This window comes from Pseudomonas khorasanensis (assembly GCF_014268505.2).
Lineage (GTDB): Bacteria > Pseudomonadota > Gammaproteobacteria > Pseudomonadales > Pseudomonadaceae > Aquipseudomonas > Aquipseudomonas khorasanensis.
Genome location: NZ_JABWQP020000003.1, coordinates 156879 through 171533 on the forward strand (window position 1 = coordinate 156879; position 14655 = coordinate 171533).

Consider the following 14655-nt stretch of genomic DNA (forward strand, 5'->3'; position numbering starts at 1 on the left):
AAAACCATTACAGATTCAAAGAACATGTATTAATTCCATACAGACTCGCTGAACTGTCGTCTGAATCATTGTTTTGTATCGCATCTGTACTGGTTTTCAGCCCAACGCATCGAGGCAACCATGACTCTGTATGTAAACCTCGCCGAATTGCTCGGCACCCGCATTGAACAAGGCTTCTATCGCCCCGGCGACCGATTGCCGTCGGTGCGTGCCTTGAGCGTCGAACACGGGGTCAGTCTGAGCACGGTGCAGCAGGCTTATCGCGTGCTTGAAGACAGCGGTCTGGCGACGCCGAAACCCAAGTCCGGCTACTTTGTGCCGGTCGGTCGCGAGCTGCCGGAACTGCCCGCGATCGGCCGCCCCGCGCAACGGCCGGTGGAGATTTCGCAGTGGGATCAGGTGCTGGAATTGATTCGCGCAGTGCCGCGCAAGGACGTGGTGCAGTTGGGCCGCGGCATGCCCGATGTCGGCTCGCCGACCATGAAACCGCTGCTACGCGGGCTCGCGCGCATCAGCCGTCGGCAGGACATGCCCGGTCTGTATTACGACAATATCCACGGCAACCTGGAACTGCGTGAACAGATCGCACGCTTGATGCTCGATTCCGGTTGCCAGTTGAATGCCGGCGATCTGGTGATCACCACCGGTTGCCACGAGGCGCTGTCCACCAGCATCCACGCGATCTGCGAGCCGGGAGATATCGTCGCGGTGGATTCGCCGAGTTTCCACGGCGCCATGCAGACCCTCAAAGGCCTGGGCATGAAAGCCTTGGAAATCCCTACCGACCCGCTCACCGGCATCAGCCTCGACGCGCTGGAGCTGGCGCTGGAACAATGGCCGATCAAGGCCATTCAGTTAACGCCCAACTGCAACAACCCGCTCGGCTACGTCATGCCCGAGTCGCGCAAACGTGCGTTGTTGACGCTGGCCCAGCGTTTCGACGTGGCGATCATCGAAGACGACGTGTATGGCGAACTGGCCTACACCTACCCGCGCCCGCGCACCATCAAGTCCTTCGACGAAGATGGCCGTGTTTTGCTGTGCAGTTCGTTCTCCAAAACCCTGGCTCCGGGACTGCGCATTGGTTGGGTGGCGCCAGGCCGGTACCTGGAGCGGGTGCTGCACATGAAATACATCAGCACCGGATCGACCGCGCCGCAGCCGCAAATTGCCATTGCCGAATTTATAAAGGCCGGCCACTTCGAACCCCACTTGCGGCGCATGCGCATGCAGTACCAGCGCAATCGTGACGCGATGATTGACTGGGTGACTCGCTACTTCCCCGCCGGCACCCGCGCCAGTCGACCGCAGGGCAGCTTCATGCTGTGGGTTGAATTACCGGAAGGTTTCGACACGCTGAAACTGAATCGCGCCTTGCACGACCAGGGCGTACAGATTGCAGTGGGCAGCATCTTTTCCGCCTCGGGCAAATATCGTAATTGCCTGCGGATGAACTACGCTGCCAAGCCAACAGCGCAGATTGAAGAAGCGGTGCGCAAGGTCGGCGCTGCCGCGATCCGCTTACTGGCCCTCGGCTGATTCGCAGACAGCGTCGACCGTTGCATATAATTTATCGGTGTTGGCGGTCTCCGGTGCATCGACCTCGACCCGGCAGTCCTGACCGCTGCCGGCGTCGATCCGCAACCGCACCAGAACTGGCGCATCGGTCAGGTACACCAGCCCGGCATCCACCACACTGGTCAGATAGTGACCTTGACCATCCTGCACCGATGCGCCTTTGGGTACGGGCACACCGTCGGGCGTACGCACCTGCAGCATCAGACGGCGCACGGTGTCCACGGGAAAATCCAGGCGCGGCACGGCGCCGCGTCCGGCTTCGACCTCTTGGTAACCATTGGTCACGTCAACATTGCGGGGCAGGCTGCGCGTGTCGATTTCAACTCGGTTGGTGCGCCACGCCGACAAGCCGGAAGCCACTGCTCGCCCCGCGCCATCGGTCCAAACCGGACCTTGCGGTGTGCTCAGTTGGATACCGGCATCCTCACCTGCCTTGACCAGCGCAAATGTATCGCGCACCGGATAAGGCGAAAGCGTCACGCCCGCTTCGTGCAGCACCAGACCACCGCGCAGTCCGGCGTCATAACGGCTCGAGCCGACACTGTTACGCGAGTAGCCAAGGTCGACGCTGGTGTAACGCGGCAATGCACTGAGCCGGGCATTGAAGTCGCTCTGCCCGTTCGGTGTGCGCTCCATGCCCACGCTGTAATCCAGCGTGTCACTTAATTGTTCGGCGTAACGGGCGCCTGTGCGCAATCCCCGCCGCTCGTCGCGGCGGGCGGATGAGCTCAGTCTGCGTTTGCTCCCCAGCGAAAAACCAACGGTCAGGTAGGCGCTGTCACCCCGAGCACCCATGCCGGAACCGCTGCTTTCGCGCTGGACGTTGAGCGAAAGGTTGGCCCTGGAAAAAGTCTTTGACCATGTCGCGCCCATCCGCGATTGTTGTGTGCCGCCCCGCCCCGCATATTGCGACCAGAAGCCGGAAAAGGCGCCCCAGTCACGGCTAGAATGGTTAATCGCCGCGCCCCATTGTCGCTCGGCCTGCTGGTCGGACTCTTCCCGAATATCCTGCCCCACCTGCGCCAAGGTACGAAAACCCGCGCTGCGGCGGCTCATGTTGATACTGGCGGAGAGGCCGTAGCCCAACGGCAACCCGAGCGCCGCTTGCATCTCCCGGCCCTGGCCCGAATTCACGCTCAAAGAATTGAGCTGCTGCACGCTGACCACGGCCCCCATTCCCAAAGCCTGCTGTAATTCCCAGCCTGCGGAGCGGTAGTCGCCGCCTCCCAGGAGCCCCGCGCTGAAGCCGGTTGCCGAGCCCAACAACCAGTCCTTGTTTGCCGCCACGAACGTTGGCGCTTCGCGATCATCATTGCGCATTCGCCGGATCTTTCCTGCCGCCAGGCCATATCCCGGTTTCGCAGACAGGGTCGGGACGCTCAAGGAAGCTGCCGGAACGAGAAAAACGTGACGCTCACCACTTTCGGCCACGACCGTGACCTCAAGATCCAGATGACGGCTCAACAACGGCAAATTGCGCAGGGCAAACGGCCCGCCCGGTACCACCGTGGAATAGACCACCACGCCGCTCTGCCGAACTTCGATCCGTGCGGGTGAAGGTGCATGACCTTCAACGACCGAGCCGCTGCCTGGATCCTCTGTCACGGCCCCGGCCAAGGCCGAGTCGGGTACGATTTGAATACCCGTGAACGACTCCCCCGCGAACAAGGACGAACGCATGTTGAGCTGCCCAAGCTGCACCTGCGCCGCATACGCCTCCCATGTACGCGAAGCCTGGGTGTAGAGGAGATCGAAACGCTCGGTGCCCGCGGATGAATTGTAGTTCTGCCGACTGCGCACCACCCAGTCAGCGGCGTTGAATCCCAATTCGGTGCCAAGGTTTCGATATTGGGTCGAATGGCCAGGGCTGGTCTCGGTCACCACTAGCGCGTCGTAGTTGAACAGTCCGGCGCTGCCGCCCGACTGCCAGGCGCGCACTGCAGACTTTGGTTCAAGCAGCAAGCCGGTCGGCACCAAGAGCATCACCCGTTGCAAGCCGGGATCAAGCCGTACCTGCACGCCGGGTAGATGCTCGTCCATCTGCGCGCAGCTGCCATTGTTGGCGTTGTCGGGCAAGCCGGAAGGCACTGCAATCGAAGCCTGATCGAGCAATCGGATATCAAGACACAACTGACCGTCGTCATCAAATCTCGTCATAACCGAACCCAAAGCCGTGCCATTGACCTCAAGCGCCACTCGACTGCGTCCGGCCGTAAAACGTGGTTCCGCGCCGAAAAACCTGGCGGTGGCAGGGTCGATACCGCGAGCTTCCAGCACCGCCGGATCGAATTCGGTATAGGCCTTGGCCGAGGCTGTCGAAGGTATCAGCAGGAGCGTTGCCAGCCACCCGGGAACAGCGCAGAACACCCGCAGTAGCAGCGTGCTGCGTTTCACTTTTGGACGGTCAACGGTGCGTCGTAGCTGTCGACGGCAAAACCGTACGTTGTCGCCGGAAACAACCGTACGTGACTGGCCAATGTCGACGGTGTGGTGAGCAACAGCACTTCGCCCGGCAAAATGTAAGTGCGTTGCAGGTCGAGAGTGACGCCACCGGGAATAAGATTCACCGCTTTGGACAGCCTGACCACATACGGGCTCGGGTTACTGACGCGCACTTGTTTGCCCGCGACGCTCCAGACCAGGCGCTTCCAGGGCGTACGGTCGATAGCCAGATTGGCCGGCCGGACAATTACCGGAATGTTCTGGCGCACAGTCAGATGCACCTGCGCGCCGCTCCCCTCTTGCCGTGGGCTGATTCCTTCGAATACCACGCGTTGCAGTCGCTCGGTTTTCAGCGGTTCGACATCACGCAATATGAACCGCACCTGCTGACTTTTGCCCGGCTCGACCCGCGCCACCGGAGGACTCAGCAATAGCAGCGGCGCGGTATCCTCGCGGATGTGCTCGATGGTGCTGTAAAGCAATGCCGGCCGGGCGTCGGTGTTGCGCACGTTCACAGTTGCCTCCCCTGAGGCTTGATCGACCACTACAACAGGGGTTTCAGGAACCATGCCCGCGGCATGGCTACTGACGCACGTAAATGACACGCACACGGCCACGAAGGCGGCAGGCACCTGGAAAGGAAAACGGGGGTACATGAGATTCTCCAGCGGGCATCGGCCGAATCCGCCAGGCGATTTCGGTCGATACCGTTTTACGAAATATGCGCTAACGCTGTTCGGACCCTGCGAAGCGCGCGTCAGGCGATCCGCATGGACACGTCAGCCATTCAAATCAGAGGTAGAACACGTCGAACGTGACCGAACCATCGAGCTGGAACTCGTCGGTGGTCGGCGGCAGAGCGGCGGTCGGGCGAATCGCTGCAGCGACCTTCATCGGGAACACGTGCAACCGGGCAGCGGCAGGACCCGCAGCAGCACTCGGCCCCCAGGAATACGAGGTGGGTGCGTTGGACACCAGACCGGTGGCCGGTACTCGCCATACCGGGTTTTGCGGGGTGCGTACCAGGAAGGTTTGTGGCGTGCCATCGGTCATTGGCTGGCCGGTCAATAGACCGAAACCACCGATGCCCACACCCTGTGTGCTGCCCAGACCGTAATAGAGCGTGTCGGACGTCCGGCCATTGAACGTCAAGCCCGGCACTTTCGTAGCGGCACGGTTATCGGTGGCTGCAATTTCAACCGCCGCCGGTGCGTCGCACGCAATCTTGAGGGAAATATCCCGGGCGGGCAGATCGTTTTGCTGGGTCGGGCTCAGGCTGGCGGCGAAAATACGCCCCAGATCAACGTTGCTGCCGCCGGCAAACGCCGGAATGCAAGACGTCGGAATCACCGTCCCGGAGACCGTCAGGTCGACGTTGGCGGCCTGGGCCGCAAAAGGGGATAGCGCCAATACCAAGGCACTGGCCGCGTAGAGTTTTTTCATACTTGTTTACCTGTTGATGGTTGAGCACATGCACAGGTCGCGTCAGGACCATTAGGCAATCCTGAACGGGCTTGATGCCCGCACATCATTCCCGCTTCAGAAAGGCTTTTCTGTAGGTTCCAGGCACGCCGTGGAAGCGGCGTTTACGACGTAGCGTGTAGTCCATTTCAGCGAGCATCGTCAGGGCTGACGCAAAGTCATGAGTGAATTTTATCCAACCGAGTAATGTCCTACAGCCGTGCCATACTTCGACCTTCGACCCGCCACGAGACGATCCTCCTTGAGATCCAGAACGGTCCTGCTTTTCCCTGTACTTCTCGTGCTCCTGCTCAGCGGTTGCGCAAACCTGCATGCGCAGCGCGAACCGAGCCAGGCGTTGCCGGCGTCCGACTCGGCTTTCGGCCGGTCGATTCAGGCCCAGGCGGCCCCGTATGGAGGACAGTCGGGATTTCGCCTGCTCTCCGACAGCGGCGAGGCATTCACCGCCCGGGCCGAGCTGATCCGCAACGCCCAGACCAGCCTCGACTTGCAGTACTACATCGTCCACGACGGTGTCAGTACGCGAATGCTTGTGGAAGAACTGTTGAAAGCCGCCGACCGGGGCGTGCGCGTTCGCATTCTGCTCGACGACACCACCAGCGATGGCCTCGATCAGATCATCGCGACCCTGGCGGCGCACCCGCAGATCCACATCCGCCTGTTCAATCCGCTGCACTTGGGACGCAGCACCGGCGTGACCCGCGCGGCGGGGCGGCTGTTCAACCTGTCACTGCAACATCGGCGGATGCACAACAAGCTGTGGCTAGCGGACAACAGCGCGGCCATCGTCGGCGGGCGCAATCTGGGCGACGAGTATTTCGATGCCGAACCCAATCTGAATTTCACCGACATCGACATGCTCGGTATCGGGCCGGTCGCCGAGCAACTCGGGCACAGTTTCGATCAGTACTGGAACAGCGCGCTGAGCAAGCCGATCGACGAATTCCTCTCCACCAAACCGACCGCAGCGGACTTGGAAAACACGCGCACGCGCCTGGAGGAATCGCTGGAAGAAACCCGCAAACAGAATCACGGGCTCTATCAACAATTGATGAAATTCACCACCGACCCGCGCATGGACATCTGGCGCAAAGAGTTGATCTGGGCCTGGAATCAGGCCTTGTGGGATGCGCCGAGCAAGGTGCTGTCCAAGGGCGAACCCGATCCGCACCTGTTGCTGACCACGCAACTGGCGCCGGAGCTGACCGGCGTCAGCAAAGAGCTGATCATGATTTCCGCGTACTTCGTGCCGGGCCAGCCGGGGCTGGTCTACCTGACCGGGCGCGCCGATGCCGGGGTTTCCGTGAGCCTGCTGACGAATTCGCTGGAGGCGACTGACGTACCGGCGGTGCACGGCGGTTATGCGCCTTATCGCAAGGCCTTGTTGCAGCATGGGGTGAAGCTTTATGAACTGCGGCGCCAGCCTGGGGATAACTACGGCAGCGGCCCTCGGGTGTTCTACAGCAAGTCGTTTCGCGGCTCGGACTCCAGCCTGCACAGCAAGGCCATGATCTTCGATCGACGCAAATCGTTTATCGGCTCGTTCAATTTCGATCCACGTTCGGTGCTGTGGAACACCGAAGTCGGCGTACTGGTCGACAGCCCGGAACTGGCCGTGCACGTGCGCGCACTGGCGCTGCAAGGCATGGCGCCGAACCTGAGCTATCAGGCGAAACTTGAGGATGGCAACGTTGTTTGGGTCACCGAAGACAATGGTCAGATGCATACTTTGACCAAAGAACCTGGGAGCTGGTGGCGACGCTTCAACTCATGGTTCAGTACCAGCGTAGGGCTCGAGCGGATGTTGTAATCAGACAGGGAGGTGGCGAGGGAGCTTGCTCCCGCTGGGCTGCGCAGCTGCCCCAAAGATCTTGTGAGCGCTGCGCACTCAAGCGCGAGCAAGCTCCCTCGCCACATTGTTTATCCGAAACGCCGTATCAGGCAGGCTCGGTCATCGGGCCGAAAGCGCCTTGGCGGAACAACAAAAGCACCAGCCCAAACGCCCCGGCCGCCATCAACAACGGCAACGCATGCCCGTTGATCCACTGGCTTCCCGCACCCGCCGCCAACGGGCCGACCAGACACCCAACGCCCCACAACTGCGCGATATGCGCATTGGCGCGCACCAGCGCATCGTCACGATAGCGCTCGCCGATCAGAATCAACGACAGGGTGAACAAGCCGCCGGCGCTGGCGCCGAACAGCACCCACAACGGCCAGATCAGCAACGTATCGAGCAGCAGCGGAATCGCCAGACTCGACAGCATCAACACCACCGCACAACCGGCGAACAGCGTGCGCCGCGACAGGTAATCCGCCAGTGCACCGATCGGCAGTTGCAGCAGCGCATCGCCCACCACCACGGTGCTGACCATGGCCAGGGCAATTTCGGCAGTGAAACCCTGTTGCAGGCAATACACCGGCAGCAAGGTGAGGATCATTGCCTCGAAAGCCGCGAACAACGACACCGCCCAGGCAATCGCCGGCAGCTCGCGCGCAAAGCCCCACAGGTCGCCAAACGTCACGCTGTTGGCTTCACTGCTCGGCGCACCGCTACGGCCCATCAACAGCAAAGGCGAAACCGTCAGCAGGCCGACTCCCACCCAAAAGCCGTAATCATGCCCCGTACCTATCGCCCCCAGCAGCAGCGGGCCCGACAGCTGGCTCAACGCATAGCTGCTGCCATACAGGGCCACCAGACGACCGCGCCACTGTTCGACCACCAATTGGTTGATCCAGCTTTCGCCAAGAATGAACACGATGGTCAGGATCACGCCGATCATCAGCCGCAGCACCAGCCAGATCGGGTAACTCGGCAACAATGCCAGCAAGCCGATAGACAGTGCGCCCGCCCACAAGCACAGACGCATCAGGTTGGCCGTGCCGAAATACGCGGCGAGGTGGCTGGAAATCTTCGCGCCGAGCAGCACACCAATCGCCGGCATTGCCGCCATCACGCCTATGGCGAACGAGCCATAACCCCAGCCCTCCAGGCGCAACGACACCAGCGGCATGCTCACCCCCAGCGCCAGGCCGACACTCAAGACAGACGCCAACACGGCGAAATACGTCGCCCACCGCATGCTCCACGCTCCTGTGGATATCCTTATGTGAACTACAAAACCAATGTGGGAGCGAGCCTGCTCGCGATGGCGGTGTCGCATGCAACATTCATGTCGACTGTCACACCGCCATCGCGAGCAGGCTCGCTCCCACAGGGGATCTGCTTCGCTTGGGAAACCTGCTTCTGCAGCAGGCTTCCTCAGCGGCTTACAGCTTGATCCAGGTCGCCTTCAGCTCGGTGTATTTGTCGAACGCATGCAGCGACTTGTCGCGGCCGTTGCCCGACTGCTTGAAACCGCCGAACGGTGCGGTCATGTCGCCGCCGTCGTACTGGTTGACCCACACACTGCCGGCGCGCAAGGCCTTGGCGGTCAGGTGTGCCTTGGAGATGTCCTGCGTCCACACCGCGGCAGCCAGGCCGTATGGCGTGTCGTTGGCGATCTGGATAGCCTCCTCGGCCGTGTCGAAAGCGATGACCGACAGCACCGGGCCGAAGATCTCCTCCTGGGCAATCTTCATCGCATTGTTCACGCCGTCGAAAATCGTCGGCTCGACGTAGGTGCCACCGGTTTCCTGCAAGATGCGCTTGCCGCCCGCGACCAGTTTTGCGCCGTCGGTATGGCCTGACTCGATGTACGACAGCACGGTGTTCATCTGCTGGGTGTCGACCAGCGCGCCGACATTGGTCGCCGGGTCCAGCGGGTTGCCCGGCTTCCAGGTTTTCAGTGCCTCGATCACCATCGGCAGGAATTTGTCCTTGATCGAACGCTCGACCAGCAAACGCGAACCCGCCGTGCAGACTTCGCCCTGGTTGAAGGCAATGGCGCTGGCGGCGGATTCGGCGGCCGCCTGCAGATCCGGCGCATCGGCAAAGACGATGTTGGGGCTCTTGCCGCCGGCTTCCAGCCAGACGCGTTTCATGTTCGACTCGCCTGAGTAGATCATCAGTTGCTTGGCGATCTTGGTCGAGCCGGTGAACACCAGCGTATCGACATCATTGTGCAGGGCCAGCGCTTTGCCAACGGTGTGGCCGTAGCCTGGCAGCACGTTGAGCACGCCTTTCGGAATCCCGGCCTCGACTGCCAGCGCAGCGATCCGGATGGCGGTCAGCGGGGATTTCTCCGACGGCTTGAGGATCACCGAGTTACCGGTCGACAGCGCTGGGCCTAGCTTCCAGCAGGCCATCATCAGAGGAAAGTTCCACGGCACAATGGCGCCGACTACACCTACAGGTTCACGGGTCACCAAGCCCAACTGGTCGTGCGGGGTCGCGGCGACTTCGTCGTAGATCTTGTCGATCGCTTCACCACTCCAGCTCAGCGCCTGCGCCGCACCCGGCACGTCGATGTACAGCGAATCGCTGATCGGCTTGCCCATGTCCAGGGTTTCAAGCAGCGCCAGTTCTTCGGCATGCTGTTTCAACAGGCTGGCAAAACGGATCATTGTGGCTTTGCGTTTGGTCGGCGCCAGGCGCGACCAAACGCCGGAATTGAACGTAGCGCGGGCGTTTTCAACGGCGCGCTCGGCGTCGGCAGCATCGCAGCTGGCGATCTTGCCGAGCAGACGGCCATCGACGGGGCTGATGCATTCGAAGGTTTCGCCGGAAACGGCGTCGGTGTATTCACCATTCAGGAACGCGCGGCCTTCGATTTTCAGATCGCGGGCGCGTTGTTCCCAGTCGGCACGAGTCAGGGTGGTCATTCGGGTGTCCTCCTCTTATTGAATACAAGCGCTGTGGCGCTCTTCAAGAATACTGCCCGGCCAGCCTGCATTTTCGGCCCAAGGCACCCGCCACCCTAAACCAGCGGCCGGGGTTGTTTCAATATATTTGACACAAGCCAGCGATACGGCCTTGCCGTGTTCATTTTAATAAACATAGACTTCGATCTTTCCAGTCATCACGCCGCATTCACGGGGGATAAAAACAATGAACATCCAGAACGTCGTCGACATCAACCTGACCACCAGCGAGGCTGAACGCTATCGTCCGGATCCAGCCAAAGTGCTCAAGGGCGATCCCGAACAAGCGGTGTTCAACCAATATGACAGCCCTTGCGGACAGATGAACGTCGGCGTGTGGGAAGGCGCGGTGGGTCAGTGGACGGTGAATTACACCGAACATGAGTATTGCGAAATCCTGCAGGGGGTTTCAGTGTTGCGTGACAGCGATGGCAATGCCAAGACCTTGCGGGTCGGCGATCGCTTTGTGATTCCGGCGGGGTTTCGTGGCACCTGGGAAGTGCTTGAGGCTTGCCGCAAGGTTTATGTGATTTTTGAACAGAATGCGTGAACTGCCACAGGGCCTTCTGTCACCAACAACCTGAGCGATATAAATAACTACCGCACACAATTGTCGATCGTCCCGGATGCTGCAACCTGCCTCGGAAAAAGAGGCTCGACAGCATCATCAACAAGGAAGCGATCCCCTATGATCCAGTTCTTCAAAATCAGCATCCTGGCAAGCTTTCTATTGCTTGCCAGCTTTACTTCAGCTCAGGCCGAACCGTCATCGCAGCAATGCAATACACGTTGGGCGCAGGATTTTATCGGCAAGTATCTGACACTGGCCGTCAAAGAGGAGGCCCGCAAAACGGCGCGCGCGATCACAGTGGTCGTCAACTCGCTTGATCGACAACATCAGAACAACCGCTTACGCATCCAGACTGATCTGGATTTGAAAATCACCCACCTGGATTGCGGTTGACCTGCAGGCCCGCCTAAACCCTGGATAACAAAAAAGGCCCGTATCTCACGATACGGGCCTTTTTCGCAGTCGGGAAAAATCAATTACTTGATTTTGCCTTCCTTGTAGATCACGTGCTTACGAACAACCGGATCATATTTCTTGATCTCGATTTTGTCCGGGGTAGTACGCTTGTTCTTGTCGGTAGTGTAGAAGTGACCAGTACCGGCGCTCGAGATCAAACGAATCAATTCACGCATGATTAGCTCCCTTAAATCTTGCCATCGCGGCGAAGTTCGGCGAGCACGACAGTGATGCCACGCTTGTCGATGATACGCATGCCTTTGGCAGATACGCGCAGACGCACAAAACGTTTCTCTTCTTCAACCCAGAAGCGGTGATGCTGCAGGTTCGGCAGGAAACGACGACGGGTTTTGTTGTTTGCGTGGGAAATGTTATTCCCAGTCACCGGACCCTTACCGGTAACTTGACATACTCTCGACATGCCTCAGCCCTCTAAAACCACATGCCCAACCCGGCATGGGTTGGCCGCTTAATCTCTCAGTCATTTGGCGCCAGGCGCCGCGTTTCTTTAGAGGTCTTACCGGCTACACCTACAGTGAAGGAACCGGGCCCCTAGAAAAGAGCGCTGCTTTATACCAGAAAGACCGGGGTGCAACAACAATCGGTGTGCAATCAATCGGTAAAAGGACGATTTTTTCTGCCGTAAGCGCCTTGGACAAAGGCCGGGAAGACTTTTGACCACTCGTCGCAGAAATCTCGTCCTGCAAGCGATTCGGACATTTCATCCCGCTGGCGATGACCACAACCGCACAAGAGTGCGCCTGAAAATGCAAAAAGGGGATAGTCATTTGCAATTCAGAGCTCTAGGGTAGGACTTTTCCAGACTGCACTTGCAGATGGGCCTTCGATCTGTAAAGGAAACCGACCATGCGCCTCGCTGCCCTACCCCTGTTGCTCGCCCCGCTCCTGCTGAGCCCCCTGGCCCAGGCTGCCGCACTGAGCGTCTGTACCGAGGCCAGCCCTGAAGGCTTCGATGTGGTGCAGTACAACTCGCTGACCACCACCAACGCCTCGGCTGACGTGCTAATGAATCGCCTGGTGGACTTCGACACCGCCAGCGGCAAGGTCACGCCGAGCCTGGCCGATAGCTGGGAAGTGAGCCCGGATGGGCTGACGTATGTGTTCAAGCTACACCCGCAAGTGAAGTTTCATACAACCGATTACTTCAAGCCGAGCCGCGAACTGACCGCCGAAGATGTGAAGTTCAGTTTCGACCGCATGCTCGACCCGGCCAATCCATGGCACAAAGTCGCCCAGAGCGGCTTCCCTCATGCGCAATCGATGCAACTGCCTGCCCTGATCAAGAAGATCGACGCGCTAGACCCGCTCACGGTGCGCTTTACCCTTGATCATCCGGACTCGACCTTCCTGGCGACCCTGAGCATGGGCTTCGCCTCGGTCTATTCAGCCGAATACGCCGACAAGCTGATGAAGACTGGTGCGACGGACAAGCTCAACAGCCAGCCGATCGGCACCGGGCCGTTCGTGTTCAATCGCTTCCAGAAAGACGCGGCGATCCGCTACAAGGCGAACCCGGAGTACTTTCGCGGCAAACCCGCAGTCGATCCGCTGATCTTCGCCATCACCCCAGACGCCAACGTGCGCCTGCAAAAGCTGCGGCGCAACGAATGCCAGATCGCCCTGTCGCCGAAGCCACTGGACGTACAGGCCGCACTGAAGGAGCCGACCTTAAAAGTCGAAAAGACTGACGCGTTCATGACCGCTTTCGTTGGCATCAATAGCCAGCACCCGCCGCTGGACAAGCCGGAAGTGCGCCAGGCAATCAACCTGGCCTTCGACAAGGCCAACTACATCAAAGCCGTGTTCGAAGACACCGCCGAAGCGGCCAATGGACCTTACCCGCCAAACACCTGGAGCTACGCGAAGAGCCTGCCGGGCTACCCGCACGACGTGGCGAAAGCCAAGGCGCTGCTGGCCAAGGCCGGATTGAAGGATGGCTTCCAGACCACGATCTGGACGCGTCCGTCGGGCAGCCTGCTTAACCCCAATCCAAGTCTCGGCGCACAGATGTTGCAATCGGACCTGGCGGAAATCGGCATCCAGGCCGAAATACGCGTGATCGAATGGGGCGAACTGATTCGCCGCGCCAAGGCTGGCGAGCATGATTTGTTGTTCATGGGCTGGGCTGGCGACAACGGTGACCCGGATAACTTCCTCACACCACAGTTTTCCTGCGCCGCCGTCAAGTCAGGCACCAATTTCGCCCGCTACTGCAACGCCGATCTGGACAAGCTGATCAGCGCCGGCAAGACCACCAGCGAACAAGGCGTGCGCACCAAGCTGTACGAACAGGCACAAGCGCAGATTCAGCAGCAGGCATTGTGGCTGCCGCTGGCGCACCCGACCGCTTATGCCTTGACCCGTAAAGACATCCAGGGCTATTCCGTCAGCCCGTTCGGCCGGCAGGACTACTCCAAAGTCACCCTTAAATAACTTTCCCTACACAAAACCTGTGGGAGCTGTCGAGTGCAACGAGGCTGCGATCTTTTGATCTAAAAAACAGGATCAAAAGATCGCAGTCTTCGGCAGTTCCTACAGGGAGAGTGCCTGCAGGGGGCTACATCCAGCCGCACTCCGCCATCGACAGCGGCTCGCCGTCACCGACGATGAAGTGATCCAGCACCCGCACATCAATCAGCTCCAGCGCCTTTTGCAGGCGCTTGGTCAGCAGACGATCCGCCTGACTGGGGTCAGTGTTTCCGGACGGATGGTTATGGCACAGGATCACCGCCGCCGCGTTATTGGCCAGCGCACGCTTCACCACCTCCCGAGGATGCACGCTCGTGTTGTCGATCGAGCCGCGAAACAGGGCCTCGAAATTCAGCACCTGATGTTTTGAATCCAGAAAAAGACAGCCAAACACCTCGTGCGGCTCATGGCGCAGCATGGCCTTGAGGTAATCACGCACAACCTGTGGATTTTCCAACGCCGGTTTGCGGCGCATTCGCTCCGCCAGATGTCGCCGACCCATCTCCAGCACGGCCTGCAACTGAGCGTATTTCGCCGGCCCCAAACCCAACTGTTCACTGAACGAGCCCAGGTCGGAATCGAGCAAAACCCGCAGGCTGCCGAACTGAGTCAACAAGTGTCGCGCCAGATCCACCGCGCTTTTGCCCGACACACCGGTGCGTAAAAAAATTGCCAGCAATTCGGCATCCGAAAGGCTTCCCGAGCCCTGCTCAATCAGCTTCTCCCGCGGCCGCTCTGCCGCCGGCCAATCGCGAATACTCATAGCACCTCCTTGTCTGTGGGCGCCGCTGTTCCGTAGCGGTCGCTGTGATATCGTAGCCCATCTTTTTTGC

Annotated in this window: 13 protein-coding genes; 5 read left to right on the forward strand and 8 right to left on the reverse strand. The window is 59.8% G+C overall.

Annotation, left to right across the window (positions count from 1 at the left end):
• Nucleotides 1-120: 120 nt before the first annotated feature.
• Nucleotides 121-1539, forward strand: coding sequence for an aminotransferase-like domain-containing protein (locus HU727_RS10070; protein WP_186530989.1), 1419 nt, complete (start codon nt 121-123; stop codon nt 1537-1539).
• Here the strand turns inward: HU727_RS10070 and HU727_RS10075 are convergent.
• The 3 genes from HU727_RS10075 to HU727_RS10085 all read right to left on the reverse strand — a co-directional run bounded on the left by HU727_RS10075 (nt 1522) and on the right by HU727_RS10085 (nt 5463).
• Nucleotides 1522-3972: a fimbria/pilus outer membrane usher protein gene (locus HU727_RS10075; RefSeq protein ID WP_367616993.1), complete on the reverse strand. Its 2451-nt coding sequence runs from the start codon at nt 3970-3972 to the stop codon at nt 1522-1524. The two genes, HU727_RS10070 and HU727_RS10075, sit on opposite strands and share 18 nt — an antisense overlap.
• On the reverse strand, nt 3969-4676 hold the full coding sequence (locus tag HU727_RS10080) for a fimbria/pilus chaperone family protein (RefSeq protein ID WP_186530990.1): 708 nt from the start codon (nt 4674-4676) through the stop codon (nt 3969-3971). Before HU727_RS10080 ends, HU727_RS10075 begins: the two co-directional genes overlap by 4 nt.
• A gap of 136 nt (nt 4677-4812) precedes the next feature.
• Nucleotides 4813-5463, reverse strand: coding sequence for a DUF1120 domain-containing protein (locus HU727_RS10085; protein WP_186530992.1), 651 nt, complete (start codon nt 5461-5463; stop codon nt 4813-4815).
• Between the two features lie 280 nt (nt 5464-5743).
• Between HU727_RS10085 and HU727_RS10090 the strand changes: the two genes are divergently transcribed.
• Nucleotides 5744-7312 carry a phospholipase D family protein gene (locus HU727_RS10090; RefSeq protein ID WP_186530994.1) on the forward strand — a complete coding sequence of 523 codons (1569 nt, stop codon included), beginning with the start codon at nt 5744-5746 and terminating at the stop codon, nt 7310-7312.
• Between the two features lie 127 nt (nt 7313-7439).
• Here HU727_RS10090 and HU727_RS10095 read toward each other — a convergent pair whose 3' ends face one another.
• Both HU727_RS10095 and HU727_RS10100 read right to left on the reverse strand, forming a co-directional pair.
• Nucleotides 7440-8585, reverse strand: coding sequence for an MFS transporter (locus tag HU727_RS10095; RefSeq protein ID WP_186530996.1), 1146 nt, complete (start codon nt 8583-8585; stop codon nt 7440-7442).
• A gap of 187 nt (nt 8586-8772) precedes the next feature.
• Nucleotides 8773-10266, reverse strand: a complete 1494-nt coding sequence (locus tag HU727_RS10100; RefSeq protein ID WP_186530998.1) for an aldehyde dehydrogenase — start codon at nt 10264-10266, stop codon at nt 8773-8775.
• 226 nt (nt 10267-10492) lie between these two features.
• On the opposite strand from HU727_RS10100, the gene HU727_RS10105 reads away from it, so the two are divergent.
• Together HU727_RS10105 and HU727_RS10110 are read left to right on the forward strand one after the other, a co-directional pair.
• On the forward strand, nt 10493-10855 hold the full coding sequence (locus HU727_RS10105; protein WP_186531000.1) for a cupin domain-containing protein: 363 nt from the start codon (nt 10493-10495) through the stop codon (nt 10853-10855).
• A gap of 138 nt (nt 10856-10993) precedes the next feature.
• A complete protein-coding gene (locus HU727_RS10110) occupies nt 10994-11269 on the forward strand; it encodes a peptidase inhibitor (protein WP_186531001.1) in 276 nt (91 codons plus the stop codon).
• Between the two features lie 83 nt (nt 11270-11352).
• Here the strand turns inward: HU727_RS10110 and rpmG are convergent, their stop codons facing one another.
• Nucleotides 11353-11508 (reverse strand): 50S ribosomal protein L33, encoded by a 156-nt coding sequence (gene rpmG, locus HU727_RS10115; RefSeq protein ID WP_003177274.1) that lies wholly within the window; start codon nt 11506-11508, stop codon nt 11353-11355.
• A gap of 11 nt (nt 11509-11519) precedes the next feature.
• Nucleotides 11520-11753: a 50S ribosomal protein L28 gene (gene rpmB, locus HU727_RS10120; protein WP_007920377.1), complete on the reverse strand. Its 234-nt coding sequence runs from the start codon at nt 11751-11753 to the stop codon at nt 11520-11522.
• A 446-nt stretch (nt 11754-12199) separates the two neighbouring features.
• Here rpmB and HU727_RS10125 point away from each other — a divergent pair, with 446 nt between their 5' ends.
• A complete protein-coding gene (locus tag HU727_RS10125; protein WP_186531003.1) occupies nt 12200-13786 on the forward strand; it encodes an ABC transporter substrate-binding protein in 1587 nt (528 codons plus the stop codon).
• A 124-nt stretch (nt 13787-13910) separates the two neighbouring features.
• On the opposite strand, the gene radC is transcribed toward HU727_RS10125, so the two are convergent.
• Nucleotides 13911-14585, reverse strand: coding sequence for a RadC family protein (gene radC / locus HU727_RS10130; RefSeq protein ID WP_186531005.1), 675 nt, complete (start codon nt 14583-14585; stop codon nt 13911-13913).
• Nucleotides 14586-14655 lie beyond the last annotated feature (70 nt).